The 23,644-nt window shown below is 62.0% G+C and carries 20 protein-coding genes; 10 read left to right on the forward strand and 10 right to left on the reverse strand.

The features are described from left to right. Positions 1-290 precede the first annotated feature (290 nt). The 6 genes from AC07WT_RS32450 (at position 291) to AC07WT_RS32475 (ending at position 5,550) form a co-directional block, all read left to right on the forward strand. Positions 291-506, forward strand: coding sequence for a DUF6566 family protein (locus AC07WT_RS32450; RefSeq protein ID WP_492589934.1), 216 nt, complete (start codon positions 291-293; stop codon positions 504-506). A gap of 115 nt (positions 507-621) precedes the next feature. Next, positions 622-1,260: a hypothetical protein gene (locus AC07WT_RS32455; RefSeq protein ID WP_494950129.1), complete on the forward strand. Its 639-nt coding sequence runs from the start codon at positions 622-624 to the stop codon at positions 1,258-1,260. Positions 1,261-1,277: 17 nt separating this feature from the next. Continuing rightward, positions 1,278-2,732, forward strand: coding sequence for an indoleacetamide hydrolase (iaaH, locus tag AC07WT_RS32460; protein ID WP_494950130.1), 1,455 nt, complete (start codon positions 1,278-1,280; stop codon positions 2,730-2,732). Next, positions 2,732-3,538 carry a CDP-diacylglycerol diphosphatase gene (locus tag AC07WT_RS32465; protein ID WP_494950131.1) on the forward strand — a complete coding sequence of 269 codons (807 nt, stop codon included), beginning with the start codon at positions 2,732-2,734 and terminating at the stop codon, positions 3,536-3,538. The genes iaaH and AC07WT_RS32465 overlap by 1 nt, the downstream gene beginning before the upstream one ends. A gap of 120 nt (positions 3,539-3,658) precedes the next feature. Beyond that, positions 3,659-4,663: a fatty acid desaturase gene (locus AC07WT_RS32470; protein ID WP_494950132.1), complete on the forward strand. Its 1,005-nt coding sequence runs from the start codon at positions 3,659-3,661 to the stop codon at positions 4,661-4,663. A 230-nt stretch (positions 4,664-4,893) separates the two neighbouring features. After that, positions 4,894-5,550: an arylsulfatase gene (locus tag AC07WT_RS32475; RefSeq protein ID WP_494950133.1), complete on the forward strand. Its 657-nt coding sequence runs from the start codon at positions 4,894-4,896 to the stop codon at positions 5,548-5,550. A 77-nt stretch (positions 5,551-5,627) separates the two neighbouring features. On the opposite strand, the gene AC07WT_RS32480 is transcribed toward AC07WT_RS32475, so the two are convergent. From AC07WT_RS32480 to AC07WT_RS32495, 4 genes are all read right to left on the reverse strand, one after another. Next, complete coding sequence (locus AC07WT_RS32480) at positions 5,628-6,926, reverse strand: L-fuconate dehydratase (protein WP_494950134.1); 1,299 nt, start codon at positions 6,924-6,926, stop codon at positions 5,628-5,630. Between the two features lie 138 nt (positions 6,927-7,064). Further along, entirely contained in the window at positions 7,065-8,006 is a 942-nt protein-coding gene (locus AC07WT_RS32485) for an ABC transporter substrate-binding protein (RefSeq protein WP_492590130.1), read from the reverse strand. Positions 8,007-8,094: 88 nt separating this feature from the next. After that, on the reverse strand, positions 8,095-9,120 hold the full coding sequence (locus AC07WT_RS32490) for an ABC transporter permease (protein WP_492589920.1): 1,026 nt from the start codon (positions 9,118-9,120) through the stop codon (positions 8,095-8,097). A gap of 24 nt (positions 9,121-9,144) precedes the next feature. Beyond that, a complete protein-coding gene (locus AC07WT_RS32495) occupies positions 9,145-10,656 on the reverse strand; it encodes a sugar ABC transporter ATP-binding protein (protein ID WP_494950135.1) in 1,512 nt (503 codons plus the stop codon). Positions 10,657-11,583: 927 nt separating this feature from the next. On the opposite strand from AC07WT_RS32495, the gene AC07WT_RS32500 reads away from it, so the two are divergent. Continuing rightward, a complete protein-coding gene (locus tag AC07WT_RS32500; RefSeq protein WP_494950136.1) occupies positions 11,584-13,278 on the forward strand; it encodes a porin in 1,695 nt (564 codons plus the stop codon). Positions 13,279-13,651: 373 nt separating this feature from the next. Here AC07WT_RS32500 and AC07WT_RS32505 read toward each other — a convergent pair whose 3' ends face one another. Both AC07WT_RS32505 and AC07WT_RS32510 read right to left on the reverse strand, forming a co-directional pair. Beyond that, entirely contained in the window at positions 13,652-14,125 is a 474-nt protein-coding gene (locus AC07WT_RS32505; RefSeq protein ID WP_492590128.1) for a YbhB/YbcL family Raf kinase inhibitor-like protein, read from the reverse strand. Between the two features lie 100 nt (positions 14,126-14,225). Next, positions 14,226-14,384 (reverse strand): hypothetical protein, encoded by a 159-nt coding sequence (locus AC07WT_RS32510; RefSeq protein WP_154563341.1) that lies wholly within the window; start codon positions 14,382-14,384, stop codon positions 14,226-14,228. Between the two features lie 276 nt (positions 14,385-14,660). Here AC07WT_RS32510 and AC07WT_RS32515 point away from each other — a divergent pair, with 276 nt between their 5' ends. Then, entirely contained in the window at positions 14,661-15,542 is an 882-nt protein-coding gene (locus AC07WT_RS32515; protein ID WP_494950137.1) for an aldo/keto reductase family oxidoreductase, read from the forward strand. An 81-nt stretch (positions 15,543-15,623) separates the two neighbouring features. Here AC07WT_RS32515 and AC07WT_RS32520 read toward each other — a convergent pair whose 3' ends face one another. Further along, complete coding sequence (locus AC07WT_RS32520; protein WP_494951155.1) at positions 15,624-16,700, reverse strand: PQQ-dependent sugar dehydrogenase family protein; 1,077 nt, start codon at positions 16,698-16,700, stop codon at positions 15,624-15,626. A 326-nt stretch (positions 16,701-17,026) separates the two neighbouring features. Here AC07WT_RS32520 and AC07WT_RS32525 point away from each other — a divergent pair, with 326 nt between their 5' ends. After that, complete coding sequence (locus AC07WT_RS32525) at positions 17,027-19,510, forward strand: phospholipase D-like domain-containing protein (RefSeq protein ID WP_494950138.1); 2,484 nt, start codon at positions 17,027-17,029, stop codon at positions 19,508-19,510. Between the two features lie 51 nt (positions 19,511-19,561). On the opposite strand, the gene AC07WT_RS32530 is transcribed toward AC07WT_RS32525, so the two are convergent. After that, complete coding sequence (locus tag AC07WT_RS32530) at positions 19,562-19,792, reverse strand: hypothetical protein (protein WP_492589908.1); 231 nt, start codon at positions 19,790-19,792, stop codon at positions 19,562-19,564. A gap of 80 nt (positions 19,793-19,872) precedes the next feature. On the opposite strand from AC07WT_RS32530, the gene AC07WT_RS32535 reads away from it, so the two are divergent. Beyond that, on the forward strand, positions 19,873-20,667 hold the full coding sequence (locus tag AC07WT_RS32535; protein ID WP_492589906.1) for a phosphate/phosphite/phosphonate ABC transporter substrate-binding protein: 795 nt from the start codon (positions 19,873-19,875) through the stop codon (positions 20,665-20,667). Positions 20,668-20,673: 6 nt separating this feature from the next. Here AC07WT_RS32535 and AC07WT_RS32540 read toward each other — a convergent pair whose 3' ends face one another. Both AC07WT_RS32540 and AC07WT_RS32545 read right to left on the reverse strand, forming a co-directional pair. After that, positions 20,674-22,716 (reverse strand): acetyl/propionyl/methylcrotonyl-CoA carboxylase subunit alpha, encoded by a 2,043-nt coding sequence (locus AC07WT_RS32540; RefSeq protein ID WP_494950139.1) that lies wholly within the window; start codon positions 22,714-22,716, stop codon positions 20,674-20,676. Between the two features lie 116 nt (positions 22,717-22,832). After that, a complete protein-coding gene (locus AC07WT_RS32545) occupies positions 22,833-23,618 on the reverse strand; it encodes an enoyl-CoA hydratase/isomerase family protein (RefSeq protein WP_494950140.1) in 786 nt (261 codons plus the stop codon). Positions 23,619-23,644 lie beyond the last annotated feature (26 nt).

The following is a 23,644-nucleotide window of genomic DNA, read 5'->3' on the forward strand; positions in this document are numbered from 1 at the left end:
GCGCTCAAAACCGCCCGCGACGCCATTGCGCAAACCGTGCGCCAAACAACAGACTTCCCGCCGAGAACGCCGGATAGTGTGTGCGAATACAGCGACTATGGCCCGATCAGGCCTCCTGAAGACGGTTCCAGGACCTCGCTGATTTGCTTACGACGAAAGATTGGTTCACCCGTTGCGTGGCGCGGCCTACGCTTCCCCCTGCCCGCTGACTCATCGGCCACCTGACGCACAGGGTTGCACCTCGAACGCCGGTTTCCCCTAGCAACGCGGGCATACTCACTGCCACGACCATGAATTCACATATCCGCTACAAGGGCTACGAAGTCGCACCGGTTGCACAACGCCTGCCCAACGGCCTGTTCGCCGCCAACCTGACCATCGAGAAAACCACCGCGAACGAGGGCCAGGCCTATTCGTTCGACGCGCTCGATTACTTCTTCGACGAAGAACATGCGCTCGCCTATGCGTTCCGCTGGGGACGCATGTGGATCGACAGCCGCCAATGACGCAGTAACGCAGTAGACCGGCCGCCGGCGCGCGCAGGCTGCCGGCCCTGGCGTCGGGTTTTAAATGGTTGTGCCAGAATAGGCGACACACCAGTTCGCTCTCTGTTCGCCTGCCATGTCCGACACCCTGACAGACGCCGCCGAAGATCGCACCCTGCGCCATTGGACATTCCGCGGCCCCGCCCGCGTGAAGATCGGTTCAGACGCTCACAAGCAGATGTTTTGCCGCATGCTGCTTGAAACCCCCACCCCCTATAAACCGGCCGTGATCGAATGGCGTCCGCTGCCCCCGGACACGCTCGAACGCCTGTGCTCGCTGCCGATCTGGGACATCGCGGCGCAGCAGTCCGGCTACTTTCCCGAGGCGCTGGTCGAGACCTTCGAGCCGGTGATTCAGGAAGAAGCGCGCCACATTCTGTTGTTCGCCAACTGGGTCGCGTGGCATCGGTGCACAATGCCATGGTGGCGACGGCCCTGGCATGCGCTGCGGGTCGCCGCGATCTGGGCCGTGCTGATCTGGCAGCGCGTCGCCATCGCCAAAGGTCTCGACGCCCAAGGCGTCGCGCACGATTCCAACTTCCTGCCCGAAAGCAGCAAAATGATCGGTGAAGCAATCGAAGTGCGCGAACTGATCGAACTGTGTCTCGCGGAAAACGACTGGCGTATGAGCGGTTACGATGCGCGGCTGGTGCCGGCCCTCGCGCGCTTTGCGCTACGCTTCATGAAACCATCGCGCCGAAACCGGCAGCACTAGACAAGGAGACGTCGGCCATGACCTGGACCGTCGATGCACAACTGGCTTTGACGTCGACTCAAGCGGTCGAGGCGATCCAGTCGGGGCGGCTCAAAGCCGCCGACTACATCGCCACGCTGCTGGCCCGCGCCGCCGCACTCTCCAGCCTGAACGCGCTGACCACGCTCGACCTGGACGGCGCGCTGGCCGCCGCGCGGCGCATCGACGCGTTGCCGCCCGAAGCGAAAACGCAATTGCCGCTCGCCGGTCTCGCGGTCGTCGTGAAAGACAACATCAATACGGCCGGCCTGCAGACTTCGGCGGGCACGCCCGCGCTCGAGAACTTCGCGCCGAAGACGAACGCGCCTTCGGTGCAACGGCTCATCGACGCCGGCGCGATCGTACTCGGCAAGGCCAATATGCACGAACTCGCGTTCGGCATCACCAGCACGAACCTGGCCACGCACGCCGGGCCGGTACGCAATCCGTACGATCCGACGCTGATCCCGGGCGGCTCGTCGGGCGGCACCGCCGCGGCGATCGCCGCGCGCATCGCGCCCGCGGGTCTGGGCACCGATACCGGCGGCTCGACCCGGATTCCGGCCGCACTGACGGGCATCGCGGGATTTCGTCCGTCGGTGGGCAACGGCGGCGCCGAGCGGCGCTACCACGATCCGAACGCCGTGGTGCCGATCAGCCATACGCGCGACACGGTGGGACCGATGGCGCGCACGGTCGCCGACATCGCGTTGCTCGACGGCGTCATCACCGGCGCGGGCCCGTTGCCTGTGGTTGCGCTGAACGGTCTGCGCATCGGCTTGCCCGCGCCGCTGTGGGCGGGGCTCGAAAAGCAGGTGGAAGATGTCGCGCGCGCCGCGTTGAACCGGCTCGAGGCGGCCGGCGTGAGCCTGGTGCCGGTCGAGATGAGCGAACTGGAGACCTTGAACAGTTTGGTCGGCGGCCCGATCGCGATCCACGAGGCGCGTGAGGACCTGCGCGCCTGGCTCGTCGCCAACGACGCGCCGGTCAAGACCGTGGCCGAAATGGCGGCCCGCATCGCGAGCCCGGATGTGCGCGCCATCTACGACGCCGTGCTCGCCGATCAGCTCGGCGCGCGTTATGAAGCGGCGCTGAACCAGTGGCGGCCGAGCTTGCAGCAGTATGTCGCCGCGACCTTCGCGGACCATCGTCTCGACGCGCTGCTGTTTCCGACCACCCGCCTCGCCGCGGTGCCGATCGACGACGTGCACGGTTCGTCGACGGTATCGATCGACGGCGCCGCGCCGATCGACACGATGGACGCGTTTCTGCGCAACACCGATCCGGCCAGCACGTCGGGCATTCCGGGGTTGTCGCTCGCGGCGGGGATGACGCGGGGCGGCTTGCCCGTCGGCCTCGAGCTGGATGGACCACTGGGCAGCGACCGGCGGCTGCTGGCGATCGGCGTCGCGTTCGAGCAGTTGCTCGGCGTGCTGCCCGCGCCGGCGCTTTGATGCGGACGGCAAACCGCGTGCAGCGAGGCCCGCTGCGAAGCGCGCTGCGAAACCCATTGCGAAGCGCCGCGGCGGTCGCGGCCGCGTTAACGGTCGTCGCGCTGGTCTGCGCATGCGCGCGCCTCGCCGCATTCGATTCCGACGCGCTATGGAAGATAGTCGACCTCCGCTGCGTGCCGTCGCAACAGGCCAGCGGCACGCCGGGTCAGTGCACGGCTGTCGATCTCGACAAGCGCTATGCGATTCTGAAGGACATCGTCGGCCGATCGCAGTATCTGCTGATTCCGACCGATCGCATCACCGGAATCGAAAGCCCGCGTGTGCTGGACGCCCATGCGCAGGACTACTGGGCCGATGCGTGGGCGTCGCGGCACTATGTGGAGAAGTCGGTCAAGCGGCCGCTGCCCGACAATCGGCTCGGCCTCGAGATCAACTCGGCTTTCCGGCGCACCCAGCAGCAAATGCATATCCATATCGATTGCATGCGCGGCGACGTGAGCGACGCGCTCGCGCGTCACACGCATGACGCGCCCGGCACATGGCGTTGGGACACGCTCAACGGAAACCGTTATCGGATCATGCGGATCACCGCGCTCACGCAAGGAAACGATCCGTTTCATCTGGTCGCGCGCGACAACAAGGGGGCCGACGCGATGGCCACGCAAACCATTCTCGTGACGGGCGCGGGGCCGTCGGCCGAGCGTGACGGCTGGCTGGTGGTGAATAGCGGCACCGAAACCGACAACGGCAGCGGTACGGCGGAAGGCTTGCTCGACCATGCCTGCCGGATTGCGGACGGCGGCTGACGCACAGGCCCACCGTCACTAATGCACAAATTCGCAGATGCATTGCTCAACAAAATGGTTCGAGTGGTGCGGATTGGTCCGTAGGATCAGCCTGAACGTGCATTCCGGCCGATCCAACCGATGGCGATTTACCTCGACGACACCCAACGCAAAACGCTCGCGCGGCTCGCCGCGAGCTGGACATGGCGCACACAATGGCCGACGTGGGCACTGATCGGCACGATCTACGGTGGATGGCTCGGCGTCGCGACGCACGCGCGCAACCTCGGCTTGCCGCTGACCATCATGCTGCTCGCGTTGCTCAGCGCATGGTACATGTCGCTGCAACACGAACTGCTGCACGGTCATCCAACCCGTTCGCCGCTCGTCAACGCACTGTTGGGTTTCCTGCCGCTGGCGGTGTGGTTTCCGTATGGCATCTATCGCGACTCGCATCTTCAGCATCACGACGATCCACATCTGACGCGTCCCGACTACGATCCCGAGAGTTACTTCGTAAGCCAGGGGGTGTGGGTTCGTGCGGGCTGGCCGATTCGTGCGCTGCTGACATTCCGCAATACGTTCATCGGCCGCCTGCTGGTCGGGCCGGCGTTTGCGATTGCTGCAACCGGCGTGGACGCGCTGGCGAAAATCAAGCGAGGCGATTGGCGCGACGTGCCGCTGTGGCTTGCACACTTCGCTGCGCTGGCCGCGCTGACGATCTGGCTGCAGCGTGCTTGCGGGATACCCGTGTGGCTATTCATCGTCGGCGTCGGTTATAGCTCGCTGGCGTTGGGCTCGATTCGCTCGTTTCAGGAACATCGCGCAGCGCATGCTCACGAGCATCGCACCGTCATCAATGAAGCGGCGTGGTTCTGGCGTCTGCTGTTTCTGAACAATAACTACCATGCCGTGCATCACGATCTGCCGCATGTGCCGTGGTATGCGCTGAAACGCGTCTACGAGGAGCGGCGGGAATCTTATCTGGAACGCAACGGAGCCTTTCTGGTAAAGGGATATAAGGAGTGGCTCACCCGTTACGCGTTGACGCCCGTCAGCCAGGTGGTGCACCCGGAAAGCGAAAATCTGCCCGGTGCCAAGCGGCGGTCGCATTTGCGTTCGTCTATCTCGATCGTCAGGTCCTGATCCTGCTGAGCGAAGGCGCCACTGTCGGCAGGTCGCGCTTCGGCAATCCGAACCCGGTGTACCTGGAACGAGGGTGGTATCAGCTATACCGTTACTTAGAGTTGTCTTGTTACACCCGAACGGCGTTGCAACAATGCTAGTGAGCCATCCGGCGAAGCTGTCGACCCGGGCGCGACGAATTTGCGTCGATACCGACCATCAGCCATGCAACTGAATCGGGGTAACCAGCAATGCGAATTTCCTTTTTGCACACGATTGAAGGCAACAAGAACGTTTTTGAGCAAGCGGCAAAAGATCTTGGACTGCCAATCGAGCACCTTCATCATGTAGTGCGATCGGACCTCCGTCTGTCAGTGGATCAGGCTGGAACATTCACAAGCGCGTTGAAGGCGCAGACAAACGACTGTCTCCTCGAATTGGCCGCCGGCGCCGACGCTGTCATCCTGACCTGCGCCACGCTTGGCCCGGCCGTGAGCGACATCGAGCATCCTCCGGTTCCAATCGTAAGGGCAGATGCTGCGTTAGCGTCTGTGGCCGCAAGCATTGGCGGAAGAATCATCGTGTTGTGTGCCGCGGAAAGTGCCATTGAGACTACGAGACGTCTGTTCGAGCAGTACGCAAACAAAGAGAGTGCTTCAGTGTCGATCAATCACGTCGCCCAGGTTTGGGAGCTGTTCAAAAGCGGCGATCTCGACGCATGCCTCGCTGCAACGGCGCGGGCAGCCGATGAGGCCTACGAAGCCGGCGCAACGGTAGTCGCGTTTGCTCACCCGTGGATGGCACCGGCCGCGCGTCTCGTCGGCAAGGGACGGCATCCGGTTGATAGCGCTCACGCCGCGCTGCAAGCGGTGATGCAGCAGCCTGGAAAGACTGCACTGGATGATTGATCGGAATACGGCCCGATAGCGCCAGTCCGTTTACGGCCGACTGCTACCCACTATCGGTCATGCTCCCGCGCGCTGTCTCAGGGCCGCCAGACGGGGCCATCAGGAAAGGAATACTGATCGAGCGACGCCGCAAGCATTTCGATGCTGTAGCCGGGACGTTGCGGCGGCATGTAACGGCCGCTGCGGATCACGACAGGATCGACGAAATGCTCATGCAGATGATCCACGTACTCGAGCACGCGGTTTTCCAGCGACGCCGACACGCAGATATAGTCGAAAATCGAAATGTGCTGCACGTACTCGCACAAGCCGACGCCGCCCGCGTGCGGGCACACGGGCACGCCAAACTTCGCCGCCATCAACAGGACGACGATCACCTCGTTCAGACCGCCCAGGCGGCAGCTATCCACCTGACAGAAGTCGATTGCATGCGCCTGCAGCAACTGCTTGAACATCACACGGTTATGGCAGTGTTCGCCCGTCGCTACGCCGATTGGCTGAATCCGCCGGCGGATGGCCGCGTGGCCGAGAATGTCGTCGGGACTCGTGGGTTCCTCGATCCACCATGGATCGAATTCCGCCAGGCGCCGCATGTTGGCGACCGCTTCATCGACATCCCATACCTGGTTCGCATCCATCATCAGCTTCAGGTTTTCGCCGATTTCCTCACGCAGGATGCGGGCCCGGCGCGCATCTTCTTCGAGATTGCCGCCCACCTTCTGCTTGAAATGCGTCCAGCCCTGCGCGACGCCTTCACGTGCGAGCCGGCGGATCTTGTCGTCGTCGTAACCGAGCCAGCCGGCCGAAGTCGTGTAGGCGGGATAGCCGCGCGCCAGCATGTCCTTTTCGCGCTCGCCCCTGGTCTTTGCATGGCGATGCAGCATGGCGATGGCTTCATGCGGCGTGATCGCGTCGGTCACATAGCGGAAGTCGAGACAGCGCACGAGTTCTTCGGGGCTCATGTCGGCGAGCAGCTTCCACACCGGCTTGCCTTCCGCTTTGGCCCACAGGTCCCAAACCGCATTCACGACAGCCGCCGTCGCCAGATGAATGGCGCCCTTGTCCGGACCGATCCAGCGCAGTTGGCTGTCCGACGTCAGCGCGCGCCAGAAAGCGCCCATGTTCGCCGCGATATCCTCGAGCGTCTTGCCGACGACCAATGGGGCAAGCGCCTGTACCGCCGTCACGCAGATCTCATTGCCGCGCCCGATGGTGAAGGTGAGACCATGGCCCGTGAGCGTCTCCGGCGAATCGGTTGCGAGCGTCACATAGGTGGCGGAGTAATCCGGCGCGACGTTCATCGCATCGGAGCCGTCGAGTGAACGCGAGGTCGGAAACCGAATGTCCCGGACGGACAGCTTTGTGATCGTGGACATCTGAACACCCTCCTGGGCGGCAGCTATCGACTTCCGCGCGGCCTTTTCGCGGCCACCTTCGCTCCCCGCGACGCGGGTCGCGAAGAGAAGGGGAGGCGCCGCGCGCCCTCCTCTCTCGCCGCGCCCAGGCGGCAGCGGTCAATCATAGAGCACGGCGGCGATCTTCGGATCGCTCATATTGCTCTTGTCGTACCAGTAGAAGCCCGTGTCGACCTTCTTGGGCAGCTTCTCGCCCTTCAGCGCCTTCATCGCGGAGTCGACAACGCATTTGCCGATGCCGACCGGGTTCTGCGTGATAGCGCCGGCCATCAGGCCCGAATTGATGTCCTCCTTCTGCTCCTTGCCGGAGTCGTAGCCGATCAGGACGAGCTTTTTGCCCGACTCCCTGACGCCGATCGCGGCACCCTCCGCCGAGCCTTCATTGCCGCCGAAAATGCCCTTGAGATTGGGATTGGCCTGGATCATCGCCTTGGCGATTTCCGCCGACTTCAGATGGTCGCCGCCGCCATATTGGACCGAGACGATCTTGATGTTCGGATGCTTCGCCTTCATCTCGTTCAGGAAGCCGTCGCGGCGATCGATGCCGGTGCGGCTGGTCTGGTCGTGCACGATCACGCCGACCTCTCCGGCATTGCCGATCGCGCTGGCCATCTTGTCGGCGGCGAGCGCGGCCGCGGCAAGATTGTCTGTCGCGCACGTCGTCAGCGGAATGTCGCTGTCGACGCCGGAGTCGAAGGCGATGACCGGTATCTTGGCGGCCTGCGCCCGCTTCAACAGCGGAATGGCCGCTTTGCTGTCGAGTGCGGCGATGCCGAGCGCCTGGGGTTTCTTGGCGAGCGCGGCCGAGAGCATATCGATCTGCTTGTCGACCATAGCCTCCGTTTCCGGTCCCTCGAACGTAATCCTGACCTTGTGCTCCTTCGCCCCCTGTTCAGCGCCGGCTTTGACGGCCTGCCAGAACTGGTGCTGAAAGCCTTTCGAGATGAGTGGAATGTAGGTTTCGTCCGCGCGGACAAGACTCGTCCCGCCGATGAGCGCGCCGACGCCGACCACGACACCAATTAGTTTTCTTTTCAACATGGGGTTTCTCCTCCTAAGGTAGCCATCAACTTTCAGCCGTTGGGAGAGCCCTTGGCGCTCCCTTTTCTTGATCTTGTCCCGTGCAGCTTCAGCTTTTCTTGCGCCGCAAAATATCGGCATAGACCGCGAGAATGATGATGAGGCCCGTCACCACAATCTGCCATTCCTGCGCGACGGACATGATGCGCAGGCCATTGGTCAGCACGCTCATGATGAAAGCGCCGATGATCGTGCCCAGAATCGTGCCCGCACCGCCGCTGAGCGAGGTCCCGCCGATTACCACCGCGGCGATCGCTTCGAGCTCATAGCCCTGGCCTAGCGCCGGCTGGGCCGAATTCAGGCGCGACGCGATGAGCAGCCCTGCGACGCCGCAAATTGCCCCGGCCAGGCCGTAAATGGCGATCTTCCACCGATCGACATTCACGCCGGAAAGGCGGACGGCTTCCTCGTTGCTGCCGAGCGCAAATGTATAGCGGCCGAGCGCCGTGCGATTCAGCGTGATCGAACTCACGACCGCAAGGAAAAACAGGATCAGGACCGCGTTCGGAATGGGCAGGTTCGGCAGGAAATAGCCGATCAGCGAATCCTGAGAGATCATGTAGAAGTTTTCGGTGTCGTTGAAATAGATCGGCTTGTCAGCCGAGACGACGAGCGAAAGCCCTTTCAGCAGCAGCATCATGCCTAAGGTGGCAATGAAGGGCGGTATTTTCATTTTCGCCGTGAGGGTTCCCGAAATGGTGCCGCAGATCGCGCCCGTGCCGATCGCAGCCACGACGCCGATCCACATCGGCAAATGCCAGAAGGTCAGAAACACGCCGCAAATGACCGCCGTGAAGGTCATCAACGTGCCGACCGACAAATCGATGCCTCCGGTGATGATGACGAACGTGCTGGCGATCGCCAGAACGCCGTTGACCGCCGTTGCCTGCAGAATCCCGAGAATATTGTCCGTCTGCATGAAAGCTGGCGAGGCGAAGCTGAAAAAACCCAGCAGCAGGATCAGGCTCGCGAAGGCGAGCAGCTTTTGCAGAGCAGCCGGCGCGAAGATGCGGGCTCTTAGGCCGGACGGCCGTCCCTCATTGGCCAGCGCCGACGTATCCGATGGCTGTGTCATAAATTGGACCTCCCCTCTTGAGGCTCACGCCGCTTTCAAGGTTTCGCGCTGCGTCGCCAGGTGCATGATGCGCTCCTGCGTCGCCTCCGCGGCTGAGAGTTCGCCGGTGATGCGCCCCTCGCACATCACGACGACGCGGTCGCTCATGCGCAAGATTTCCGGCAACTCCGACGAGATCATCACGATCGCCTTGCCTTGCTCGGCGAGCGCGCGCAGGAGCTTGTAGATTTCGCTCTTGGCGCCGACGTCGATGCCGCGCGTCGGCTCGTCGAAGAAGAGCACGTCGCAGTCGCGCTCGAGCCACTTCGCAATCACGATTTTCTGCTGATTGCCGCCCGACAGAAGCCGCACCTGCTGCGCCGCGGAGGGCGTACGAATGGCGAGCGCATTGATGAAATGGGAGGCTGTCCGGCGTATCTGAGCGCGGCGCAAGAAAAAGTTGAGCGACAGGAATTTGCGCAAATTGGACATCACGATGTTCGATTCGACATCCATGCCGGTCGCAAGGCCGAAGCGCTTGCGGTCTTCCGAGAGATAGCCGATACCGCGCGCCACCGCGTCGCTCGGATTCCTGATCGTCGCTTTCACGCCTCTCACGGCAATTTCGCCGGATTCGACCGGATCGGCGCCGAACACCGCCCGGGCGACCTCGGTGCGGCCGGCGCCCATCAAGCCGGCAAAGCCCAATATCTCGCCTTTGTGCAGCGCGAAGCTCACGTCTTTGACCAGCGGACCGGCGTTCAGATTCTTCACTTCGAGTGCGACCTCGCCTTTGTCCCCGGCGCTGTGAGAACGCGCGACGTCGGTCAAAGTTCGCCCGACCATCATGCCGATGATCGCTTCGACGCTGGTGTCCCCGGCGGTGACGGTGGCCACATATTCGCCGTCGCGCAACACGGTGACGCGGTCGGAAATCTGCTTCAGCTCGTCCATCTTGTGGGAGATATAGATGACTCCCACGCCCCGGCTCTTCAGCTCCCGGATGATGCGGAAGAGCTCGGCGATCTCGGCGTCGTTGAGCGCCGAGGTGGGTTCGTCCATGATCAGGACGCGCGAATCGAAGGACAAAGCCTTGGCGATCTCGACCATCTGCTGCCGCGCGACGGTGAGCGTGCCGACAACCGCGCGCGGGTCGATATTCACATGCATGCGGGCAAGAAGGTCGCGCGCTTGCGCGTTGAGCTTGTCTTCGTCGAGGAACAGGCCGAAGCGTCCGCGCGGCTCGCGGCCGATAAACATATTCTGGGCGACGCTCAGATGATTCATCAACTGGAGTTCCTGATGAATGATGCAGACGCCCATGGCCTGCGCCTCGCGCGGGCTCAAGAACTCGACCGGCTGGCCGTCATAGAGGATTTCGCCGGAATCCCGGGTGTATACGCCGGCGAGGATTTTCATCAGCGTCGACTTGCCGGCGCCATTCTCGCCCATCAGCGTGTGGACTTCCCCCGCCATGAGATCGAACTGGACTTCGTGAAGCGCCCTCACGCCGGGAAAGCTCTTGCTGAGCCTTTTAACGGAAATGAGCGGGGTCATGGCGCGGATTCAACGGCAAGTCCGCGACGGCCACTGGCCTCATGGCGAGGAGCGGATCGAAAAAGCGCCGGGTGTCGCCGGATATCGCGGTAGATATCGCGGCTGAAATCGCAACGAGAAGCCAGGCACATTGCTGGTCCCCCAAACGGATGTGCCACGATTTTACGACGCTGGACGGCAGCGGCTCAAGCGTAGGCATTCCCTAGTGTCACGCGGTCATGCGCAATGTATCTCGCGCCCTTGCGGCCAGACGTGCGGCTGATGCCGCCCCAATTGAGCCGCACCTATAACCACACGTCGTCGAACCCCGTTGTGTCTGTCGCAGTCGATTGAATCGAGTCAGTGAAAGTGCGATTGTCCGCGTTCCAGGAAGTTTCCCACGGCTCCGCTGGCCCTTACCCGCATAACCGCGTCCATCGACAAGCAGTTCTTATGCGCGGAAGCGCTATGCGTGGACGCAGCTGTCAGGAGCTGGTGTCGTTCCCGGCAGCACACACCTGTTGCGACAGAGCCGTTCGATAAATCAGAACAGGATCAACGTCCGTTTGCCGGGCGGCATTCTCGCATCAAGCACGCATACACCGTGCTTAAGACAGTGTTTCCTTAAGCTTCGGGTAATGGATACTATAAAAAGATTTAACTATCTTAATCGACGAGATGGCCTCAAATTGAGGCCACGTTTCGCATACAAGGCGGTACGGATAGATTGATTTTGTAATTAAATCAATAGATTTACGCAGGTAATCCGTAATCGTCTCCGAGTGGCCGCACCAGAATAAAAAGACCATCACTGTGAACTGGGAGATTGAGGCAATGGATAGCCCGGAACAGATCAGCCCCACAATTTAATCCTCATTTTTAAAAAAGCTTTAAATTAATTTAAATATAACAATAAATTAGAATGGCTAACTATATCAGGAGATAATTTTGAAAAAGATAGAGCTGACGCTGCCTCGTGTTCCGGTTCGACTGCTTTTGCTGGCGGTCGGCGGTGTTGCCTGTTCAGGAGGAGCGCTCGCGCAGGCAAACGCATCGAATGATCAGACGCAAGAGATCCAGCTGTTGAAACAGCAAATGGACGCCCTTAACAAAAAACTCGATGCGTTGATGGCGAAGCAGGCTCAACCGATGGGCAATCAGCCAGTAGCGAATTCAGGTGCCGCAAGTACAAGCACGGCCTCAGTTGCGACGAGCACGGCCTCAGGCGCGCAGCAGGTATCCGACGCAGCGTCATCGTCCTCTGGATGGGGTGCCGGCATGCCGCCGAAGTTGAAGTCGTTACTGGCTGCGCTGGGAGACATGGAATTCTACGGAAATCTGGACCTCTCCCTGGACTACGCTACCAAGGGACTTCACTCTTCATATGTCACACCTGGCGGGACTGTCGTGTCGCCCCGGGGGCATATGGGCTGGCAGCCCGACATCTCGAGCAATCTCTCGTACATCGGTGTTCGCGGCAAGCGACCGTTTGGTTCAGACAACAACCTCGCTTTCGTCTACCAACTGGAAACACAACTGGACATTTCCGCGACCGCCGGTACCTCCAATTCAAACTCGGCACAGGATTCCACGGTCAAAGGCGCCCTTACGTCCCGTAACAGCTTCATTGGACTGGCATCGCCCACCTGGGGCGCACTGAAGATTGGCAAGACCGATGCTCCATATAAAACGTCGACCGCTCGCATGAATCCGTTCTCAGGCACGCTCGGCGATTACTCGATCATTATGGGGAATACCGGCGGCGACAATCGCGTTGAATTCGGTACGCGACTGGATCACGCGATCTGGTATGAGTCGCCGAGTTTTCACGGCTGGTCTCTCAACGCACTGGTTTCGCCCGGGCAAAACCGCGGTTACGAAAATTCGGTGCAGGCTTCGGGCGAGTCGAATTGCACGGGCGGCAATGTCCCTGGTAGTGGTGGAAATCCAATTGCGTGTAACGACGGCAGCTACGGGTCGGCCTACAGCGCGAACCTCGCCTATAGCAACGGCCCCCTGTACTTTACGACAGCCTATGAGATACACCTCGGCGTGAATCGCTCAAGCGATGTCACGAACACTCCTGCTGCGCTGGCTTCGCCTGATGGGACGGACCCCAACGACATCGGCAACGAATGGGCGTTCAAGGTCGGTGCGCAATATAAGTTGCCCACGCTGACCACTGTGAGTGCGATTTTTGAAGTGCTCCGAAGAAACATTCCGGCCTACCTGCAATCGCAGAACGAGCGGAGCCGCAATGGCTTCTGGCTTGCCGTGACGCAGGAACTCACCCCTAAAGATAGCGTGAGCGTTGGTTGGGCCCACGCCGGCCGCACCCCGGGCGACCCGGGACAACATAACACGGCTCCCGCCGACCCAAACGCCATTGGTACGGCGAATCCCTCCAACGCCGCCAATATGTTTACCGCCTTGTATAAACATGCTGTTGATAAACATGCCACGGTGTATGCAGACTATGCAGTGGCACTCAATAAGTCGGCGGCGCACTATGCCTTGGGCGCGGGCGGGCGAAGCGTCACCGTCGATTGTCATGACGGCAGCTCGATCTCGCAGGGTGCGCCGTTTTGCTACGCGGGCGGCAGAGAAATGGGGGTCTCCGTCGGCCTGAATTACAAGTTCTGAAGCCGATCTCGTTGCAGGAGTGAGGGACGCGCAAACCTGTCACGGGCTTTCGCGCTCCTCATGCACGTCGGGATTTTTGATATCCACCCACGCTGATCGGAGTAGGTCCGATAGGGGCGTCTGCCGGCACAGGCCTCGCGTTACGTTCCACGCCGTCGACCCGCGGTAAGCGGCCATTTGGCCGCAGCGTGTGAACGGCCGCAAGTGTTAAGCGTTGTTCGACGCCTGCCCATGTCTGCTGCCGCGTGAGTACGCGACGGCGCATGTGGGCAGGCGTTGGACAACGCTTAACACCCTCTGCCTGATGCGTGTACAAAATCGGCACCACTGGATTTATTTGTCTTCAATCCCAATCCATACAGCGACGCATCGCTCATCGCTTCTGATAGGTGCCGATCAGTTCAGCGTGCGTTAGCACGTGCCCCTGCATGGCCTTTTCAAGCGCCGCCTTACTGGGGCCCTTCAAATCAGGCAGTACGGTGTCGAGCGCATATAGCTTGTGGAAATAGCGGTGGCGTCCGACGGGCGGACACGGGCCGCTGTAAGCGGCACGCTTGAAATCATTGGTGCCTTCGAGCGTACCGCGCGGCAAAGCCTGCGCAGCAGCGCCATCGGGCAGGCGGGTTGCCGTCGGCGGGATGTTGTAGAGCACCCAATGTACCCAGGTCATTTTTGGCGCGGCCGGGTTCGGCGCGTCAGGGTCGTCGACTATCAGCGCCAGGCTTTTTGTGTTCGCGGGCACGCCTGACCACGCGAGCGGCGGCGATACGTCGGCGCCCTGGCAGGTATGCTGCGCGGGAATCTCGCCGTTCTGTCGGAAGGCTTGCGACGTTAGGGTTAGGGTCATGATGCGCTCCTCGGCAGCAACGGTGGATGACAGCCCCGGTGTGAAGATCAACACGACGAGCGAGAGTGTCGACAAGGAACGCGAGGTCCGTGCCCAGGCATCAATGTTTGTGCCGATGCAGCCAACCCATATGGTGCGAATCAAGCCACTGGGCCATCCCCTCTGCGGGGTGATCGCGCCTGTAACGTTGCGCCACCATGAACCCCGCGACCAACAAGACCGCCAGGCCAACAACGAAGTAGATCATAGACTGGGTCATGGCAGCCTCCTTATCAGGTCGCGACCGTGGTTATATTGTAGGTCAGCGGTTACCGAAGTGGCGTGCGGTCCGAGTGCACGATTTCACCGCGCGCACCAACACGCGAGTTCGAGCCAGCGCCAGCGCGAGCGCCAGCCACTGGAACGAACGCGGCAAGATCATTCAATTCCATCGTGATTGTTCACTTTGTTGCACAACCTGTTCAATCTAGATGGGATTATTTAACAACGCAATCCCGGCCATACTGGCGCTCAACATTCATCCAGGGAGAACGCTATGTCGAATCTCAACAACGTGGGCACATTTCCGCTTGCCGGTCGGCCGGTCTACCGCATCGGATACGGTGCGATGCAGCTTGCCGGACCGGGCGTATTCGGGCCGCCGAAGGATCGCGACGCAGCGATCGCCATCCTGCGTGAAGCGGTGACGCTGGGGGTCAATCACATCGATACGAGCGACTTCTACGGGCCGCACATCACCAACCAGATCATTCGGGACGCGCTGCATCCTTACCCGGACGACCTGACGATCGTCACCAAAGTCGGTGCCGTGCGGGGCGAAGACGGCTCGTGGATCCCGGCGCCCGAGCCGGAGGACATCGAACGCGGGGTCCACGACAACCTTCGCAACCTCGGCGTCGACGCACTTGACGTTGTCAACATGCGAATCATGGGTAACGTCCACGCCCCCACGGAAGGATCGATCGGAAAACAGGTTGCTGCGCTTGCTGAACTTCAGCGCAAGGGCCTCGTCCGCCATATCGGTTTAAGCAATGTGACTTCGGCGCAGGTTGCGGAAGCCCAGGGCATAGCGGAGATCGTCTGCGTTCAGAACCAGTACAACCTGGTGCAGCGGGAAGACGACGCGCTGATCGATGAACTTGCGGCCAAGGGGATTGCTTACGTACCGTTCTTCCCGCTTGGCGGATTCTCGCCGATTCAATCGTCCGCGCTGTCCCATGTCGCCCAGACGATCGGCGCGACACCGATGCAGGTGGCGCTCGCCTGGCTCCTCCATCGCGCGCCGAACGTCTTGCTGATTCCGGGCACATCGTCGCCGGAACATCTGCGCGAAAACATGCGGGCGGCACAACTGAGCTTGTCAGACGCAGTGCGCGCAGAACTGGACGCGATTGGTCAAGTCAGCGGGCAAACGTGATCGTGCAGGTTTCTACGGTGAAGCAAGCGCCGCGTGATCGCGGCGCTTATCCCCGCGCGAGGCAACGTGATCGCGTCTCGCCTACTGGTCGGCTGCCGGCACGAACGCCATGCCGTGCGGGCTGAGCAGATTGCTCACCAACGGAAGTAGTGCTCCGCTGCGCAAATCGAGTTGGCCGACATAAGCCGGCACCGCCGGTTGGCCACCCGCAGCGGCTACGCCCGTTGATGCGGAAAACGCCGCGTCGAGCTGCCAGACATTGGCACTGATTTTGTAGATCTTGTTCGCCTTCGTATCGGACACGAGGAGAAAGCCCCGTCGCGCCGTGGCGAACACCGTATCGTCAATCTGCACGCTGCCGAGCAGCGGTAAATACTCCACGCGCGGACCATCGCCCGACGAGCGCAGCAGGACAAGCTGACCGTCGCCCTGATCATCGAGCAGAACATCACCCGACGGCGTCACCGTCATCGAATCCGGATCGGTCAGGTTGAGCTTCGCCACTTTGCCAAACGGAATGTTGCTGGCATCAGGCATTCCAGACAACACCGCGGAAACATCGATCGTGCCGTTCGGGTGGAGGATTGCGCGAACAATCGCGGGCCCCGTATTGAGGCCGTTAGCGTCAAGCGTCGGATTCGACGCGCTGAAATAGGCCTGACCGTCCTTGAAGACGATGTCGTCGTAACCGCCGCCGTGCGGCGGCTTGCCAAACGTATAGAGCTTGGTCAGACCCGTCGCCGCGTTGATCGTGACGAGATTTGCGTTCGCATCCTCGTTCTGCATCGCCCAGATTTCACGGGTGTAAGGATTGACCTTCAGACCATCGTTGTGTCCCGCTACGGTCAGGCTCCGCAGGACCTTGCCGTCCAGCGAGTATTCGACAATCTGGCTTTGAGCATTACCCGTGCCATCCGGCGCGCCGCCGTTTGCATAGCCAACCCAGACGTGATCGTCGAGTATGGCCAGCGAGTCCGGCGCGGTGGATCCGGAGGGAGCAGCCGCGAAGACACTCAGAGTAAAACCCGGTGTCACCACCGGCTGTGTCGCCGGCGTTTGCGCGTGGGCAGCACCTGTCGCGAGACATAACGCGGCGAATGCTGACCTGGTGCGATTGAAAATGCGGTTGGCTGCGGAAATACCTCGAGTGTTTGCCATGTTCGGCTCCTGGGACGTGTACGCGGGGGGAGAAAGGCGAAGCCGGGGGCGCAAACTGGACTCGCCCGAGGCTGATCCGATGTAATGGCCGGTAAGGATAGGTAACGTATGGGAACACGCTACTGTTACTGCGTGGTGACACCCCCAACGCAGCAACCAACTGCCGAGGTTCGCGCAAGCGGAGCCGGTGCCCGGGTCTTCCGAAATGCCTCCGCTTTGCCTTGCAAGGTGTCCGCACCGCGACACCAACCTCGCTGTCATTGCCGCGCCATATCAACCCGGCACGCTGAGTAGCCGCAGCCCACAACCCGCCAGGAAGACACGCCATGCTGACTGCTCGCGTTGGAATCGTTTCGCAATCCGCCGCTGTGCCTTACACCGACGTCGTGCGCGTCGCACAAGCGCTCAACCTCCAGATCAGCCGTGACCTCGGGCCCATCTGGAATGTGTCGGGTGCCGTCGTCGCGCTCGAATCCGCTGACCACCTCGATCCGGGCATCTGGCCCGTGTATATCGTGGACGAAGTTCAGTCGGGCGCGGCCGGCTTTCACCTGACCGAGCACAATCAGCCGTTCGCGGTGGTGCTCGCAGGCGACACCTGGTCTCTGTCGGCGAGTCACGAAGTCATGGAAATGCTGGTCGATCCAAGTGGTAACCGGCTCACTGCGGCCAATGCCGTCGCGATCATCGACAACGATGTCCAGGACAGCAACGGCAAAGTCGAATTCCTGGTCGAGATCTGCGATCCATCCGAAGACGCCAGCAACGCCTATCTCATCGACGACGTGCTCGTCTCGGACTTCTACACGCCGCACTATTTCGCTCCCGCCGGCACGTCGGGCGCGCGCTACAGTTTCAGTGGCCGGATAAGCCGCCCGCGCCAGGTGCTGCCCAACGGCTACCTCACCTGGTTCAATCCGCAGAACAACACACTCCAGCAGGTCCGGCATTTCGGCGCGCCCGAGATCGTCGACCTGGCAACCGGCCAGCCCGGCGGCGGCTCGCTGACGGGCGGGCGTTCTCTGCGCAGCTTCGTCGACAGTCTCACTCCGTTTCCGCAATCGCTCTCGCATCTCAAGGCCAGCGCCCCGGCCGTGATCCGGCGCGACGCACGGCGCTCGATGTTCGCCAGCGCCTTGCCGACCAGTGCGGCGCTGTTTGCGGCGGCGCTCGCCAATGTCAGGAGCGCAGCGGCAGGCGCAAGCGCTGCACCGCAAGACATGCAGGCAATCGATATTCGGGCGATGCTCGACACGCACGCCGAGTCCTTCAGGCAACCAGGCATCCTGTCGGTACGGAGCGGCTTGCAATGGCCGACGCTGACGAGCGGCGTCACGCGCGGCATCATCGTAACGACGATGCAGGACAAACGTGCCGGGGTAGAAGCTTCGCTGCCGAAGCAGTTCGACGGTGTGCCCGTAGACGTACGCGCCGCCGGCCCGATGGAATCGCTGCGCGCGCTCGACCCGGCGAAATATTTCGCGCTGGCCGAAGCACGGCACGAACTCCGGCAACCGGATTTCGCGGATCAAGTCTTTTTCGACGGACAAGGCAACGACCGCGCGAATCCGCCGATGCCGCTGACGGCCTTTGCCACCGCACGCGCACAGAAGGAAGAGATTCCGTACACACCCGCGCCTGAAGCAAGTCTCGACGCTGTCACCGCACAGGTTTCGCTCGTGCTGCACGCGAGCCCCGATGCCGGATGGGCCGAACTATCGAATTTTATCGAGGGCATTCGCGAAGAACTGGTGGTAGGCATGTACGACTTCACCTCGGCGCACATTCTCACCGCCCTCGACAACGCGCTTGCCGGCGGCAAAAAACTGACGCTCACGCTCGATCATCCGGCGAAGAACCCCTCCGCCGATCAAACGGACGACCAGACGCAGGCTGATCTTTTGCAACATCTGGGCGATCACTTCGCCGGCACCTGGGCGCTCACCAACGCCGACCCGAAAGCCCCGGTCTGGATCTATCCGAACGCGTATCACATCAAGGTGGCGGTGCGCGAAGACGATACGTTCTGGCTCTCTTCGGGCAACTGGAACAACAGCAATCAGCCGGAAATCGATCTTTCCGACGTGACGGCCGCGCGCAAGCTCGCCACGACACACGATCGCGACTGGCATGTCATCGTCACCAGCAAGGCGCTGGCGGACACGTTCCGGGCTTTCCTGCAGCACGACTATGCGGTCTCTCACGACGCGATCGTCGCAGCCAGTGCGCAAGGCGCGGCGGTTGCCGGGAATGGGACCGCCGCTGCTCTCGACGTGCCGCTCGAAGCGCTCGCAGCCGGCAAGGCGCCGCGCCAGTTCTTCGCCCCGAAGACGCTCGCCGGCAACGTCAAGATTCAGCCGCTGCTGACGCCCGATAACTATCAACCGCATGTTCAGGCGCTCATCGAGTCCGCCCAACGACGTTTTTACATGCAGACTCAATATATCCATCCGAGCGGACATCCCGACGATGCGCAGCATGACGCGTTGATCGCGGCCGTGAAGGCGCTCATCGACCGGGGGCTCGACGTGCGTCTGATTACCAGCCAGTTCCAGAACGACGCATGGGTAGAAAAACTGGTCGCGGCGGGCATTCCGTCGTCCGTGCTGCGGCGTCAGGCGAACGTGCACAACAAGGGCATCGTTGTCGACGGAAGCGTCGTGATGGTCAGCAGCCAGAACTGGTCGGCGGATGGCACGCTGCGCAATCGCGACGCGGGCCTGATCATCTATAACGCCGATGCCGCGGCGTATTTCGAGCAGATCTTCCTGCACGACTGGGATTATCTTGCGTCGCCGGTGGCGAATTGAGGGCGAACTGAGGGCGAATTGTACTGACAACCCGAAGCGGCGAAGCAGCAATCAGGGCGAGCGGGCGATGCCGGCAGGTAATTTGTCCGTCACCCACCGGCAATATTGAAGTGCAATGATGGTGGCTCGTGCCCGCCCGCGCGGCTCGAGCACTTGCAGCCGGATGCGCTGCAGTCCGACACTGCCCGGGCGGGCGCGATCCCAGCAAATCAGGGGCGGCATGAACGTTTTATGTCGCCTGTGTTTGCCCAGCGCACCGTCATAAATACGAATAATTGTCATTTACGCGATTTGCCTCCCGTACCCGCCCTGTCCGCACCAGTGGACAGGGCGCGCGCGGCCGATATGTCAGAATCGCGGGCATGACCTGGATCGCCGCCCTGCCGATGTACAACGTGACGCCCGCCCTCGCCGCCGTTTGGCGCGAGTGGCTGGGTGATGTGTTGCGGGCGGTCGAGCCGGCTTGCCGCATCGTCCTGGACGCGGATGACGACCTGCACGCGTTGTGGCGGCGTCCCGATTTACTAATCTCGCAGACGTGTGGTTATCCGCTGATGCACGGCTTGCGCGAGCAAGTGCAATTGATCGCGACGCCGCAATTCGACGCGCCGGGCTGCGACGGCGCCGATTATTCGAGCGTGCTCGTGACACGCGCGGACGCGCCGTTCGATTCGCTGGCAGCCTGCCGTGGCGCACGCGCCGCCTGCAATCAGGACGACTCGAATAGCGGCATGAATGTGTTTCGCCATGCGGTGGCGCCGCTTGCGCGCGGTGGTGCGTTTTTTAGCGCTACGGTGCGCACCGGTTCGCATCTCGGCTCGCTGCGAGCGGTAGCCGACAATCAGGCTGACGTCGCCGCGATCGATTGCGTGACGTTCGCCTTTGTCTGCGATGAATTGCCGGAACTGGCGGAGAAAGTTCGACAGATCGGCGTGACGGCCGCGTCGCCGGGTTTGCCCTTGATTGCTTCCAGCACGATGCCTTCAGCGACTATCGAAGCACTGCGCGCGGCGCTGACCGAGGCGCTCGCGGCACGACCCGATCGCGCAAAACGCCTGCGTTTGAAGGGTTTTTCCACGCTCTCGCTTTCCGACTACGAGCGCATCACGCAACTGGAAAACGAAGCGCGGGCTCCTGGTTATCCGCGCCTCGCCTAAAGTCCCTTATTCCACGTCCAGCACCAGAAGCTGCGCGCCATCGGTAACCTGATCGCCGACTGCATACAGGACTTCCGACACCGTACCGGCCGCCGGTGCGCCGATCGTGTGTTCCATCTTCATCGCTTCCATCACGATCAGCGGTTCGCCCTTCTCCACCACCGCGCCCGGTTCGACCAGCACCGCGATGACTTTGCCCGGCATCGGCGCGGTCAGGCGGCCTTCGCCGCCTTCGGCATCCGCCGCGTGCGCGAGCAGGTTCTGCCATTCGAACGCGAGCGCTTCACCCAGGCAGAAGACGTGGAACGTATCGACGTCGACGAATACGCGGCCTGTTGCTCGCGCGTCGCCGATCGTCGCGCGGAATTCGTGCCGGCCCGTGCCGCCCGACCACCTGAAGTCCTCGCGCACGCCGTCGTGTTCAAGCGTTTGCGTGCTGCCGTCGCGCGCGAAGGTCACCGTGAAGGCGGCGTCGTTCTCGACATCGCGCCAGCCAAGTGTTTGCGTGTAGCCGCTGTTCAGGCGCCAGTGCGACAGCGCATCCCACGGCGAAGCGCCGTGCGCGGTGCCGCCTTCGCGCGTCAGCAATGCAGCGCAGGCGAGCGCCAGCGCTTCCTTGAACGGCTTTTTCACGGGCGCGAACAGCGCGTCATGATGACGCTCGATCAAACCCGTATCAAGGTCGCCCGTCACAAACGGCTCGCTCGTGACGATGCGTTGCAGGAACTCGACGTTGGTATGCGGGCCGACCACTTCGCACGCATGCAGCGCGCGATTCATGCGCGCCAGCGCTTCCTCGCGTGTCGCGCCGTGGACGATCAGCTTCGCGATCATCGGATCGTAGAACGGCGTGATCGTGTCGCCCTCGCGCACGCCGCTGTCGATGCGTACCGGCGCTTTGCGTCCCGACTCGCCTGAGCCGGCCGCGCCTGAGCCGGCCGCGTCGATGCTGAACTCGACGCCTTCCGGCATGCGCAGATGCTTGAGCGTACCCGTCGACGGCAAGAAGCCGCGCGCCGGATGCTCGGCGTAGATACGCGCTTCGATTGCATGACCGTCGATCCTGATTTGCTGTTGGGTAAGCGGCAGCGGTTCGTTCGAGGCGACGCGCAACTGCCATTCGACCAGGTCCTGCCCCGTCACCATTTCCGTGACCGGATGCTCGACCTGCAAGCGCGTGTTCATTTCCATGAAGTAGAAATCGCCCGTGCCGGTCATGATGAATTCGACCGTGCCCGCACCGACGTAATTCACCGCACGCGCTGCGGCTACGGCCGCTTCGCCCATCTCGCGTTTGATTTCGGCGGAAAGCCCCGGCGCCGGCGCTTCTTCCAGCACCTTCTGGTGACGGCGCTGCACCGAGCAGTCGCGATCGAACAGATAGACCGCGCCGCCGTGACGGTCCGCGAACACCTGCACTTCCACGTGACGGGGCCGCGCCAGATACTTTTCGATCAGCACGCGGTCATTGCCGAAGCTGCTCGCCGCTTCGCGCTTGCACGACGCCAGCGCCGCCGCGAAGTCTTCGCTGCGCTCGACTACACGCATGCCTTTACCGCCGCCCCCCGCGCTTGCCTTCAGCAGCACCGGGTAACCGATCGCATCGGCCTCGCGATGCAGCAGTTGCGCATCCTGATCGTCGCCGTGATAGCCCGGCACGAGCGGCACGGCCGCAGCATGCATCAGCGCTTTCGCGGCGGCCTTCGAGCCCATCGCGGCGATCGCTTCGACCGGCGGTCCGATAAAGACGATACCCGCGGTTTCGCACGCATACGCGAAGTCTTCGTTTTCCGACAGGAAGCCGTAGCCCGGATGCACCGCTTGTGCGCCGGTGGCGCGCGCGGCTTCGATGATGCGCTCGATGCGCAGATAGCTTTCCGTCGCCGTCGAGCCGCCGATATGCACGGCCTCGTCGCAGGCGGCGACGTGCTTCGCGTTGGCGTCCGCATCGGAATACACGGCCACGCTCGCGATGCCGAGCCGCTTGCAGGTTGCCGCGACGCGGCATGCAATCTCGCCCCGGTTCGCAATCAGAATCTTGTTGAACATGAGATGTCTCGATGAGGAGTCCCGTTCCGGGGCTGTTGTTCTGGTGAAGGCCAGCAAGCGCCCAGGTTTTCTCGTGAGGCGATCGTATGGCGATTGTGAGGTGATTGTGAGGCAAGTTAGCTTCGCCAGGACGGCGGACGTTTTTCGAGGAACGACGCGACGCCTTCGCGGCCTTCCGCGCCGGCTCGCGTGCGCGCGATGCGCGCCGCCGTGTCTTCGATCATCGCGTCGTTCAGTTCATGGCCCGCGATGTCCTGCACGAGCTGCTTGCACGCACGCACCGCTTGCGGGCCGTTCGCGCAGAGCGTTTCCGCGATTTGCTGGACCGTTGCATCGAGTTGCTCCGCCGCGACCGCTTCGCTCACCAGACCGAGCCGCAATGCCGTTGCACAATCGAACTGCTCGGCGGTCGTGAAGTAGCGGCGCGAAGCCTGCTCGCCCAGCGCGCGAATCACGTAGGGCGCGATGGTGGCCGGGATCAAACCCAGACGCGCTTCCGACAGGCAAAAGCGCGCGCTATCCACCGCCACGACGATATCGCACGCCGAGATCAAGCCCATGCCGCCCGCGTAGGCGTCGCCGTTCACGCGCGCGATCACCGGCTTGTTGCAGCGATAGATCGACGACAGCATGGTCGCCAGCAACATGGCATCGGCGCGGTTCTCGTCGTCCGAGTAGCCGGCCATTTTCTTCATCCAGTTCAGATCGGCGCCCGCGCAGAACGCCTTGCCATTCGCAGCCAGCACGACCGCGCGCACGTCGTCGCGTTCGTTCAAGGCGGTGAAGGCCGAGGTCACTTCGGCAATCATCGTTTCGTTGAACGCGTTGCGCACGTCCGGGCGATTCAGCGTGACCGCGGCGATCTGTCCGTCGATCGCGACATTCAGCGTTTCGTGTTGCATGCTATGAGCTCCTGCGCTGAGCACAG

Source organism: Paraburkholderia sp. GW821-FHT02A12 (assembly GCF_059422005.1).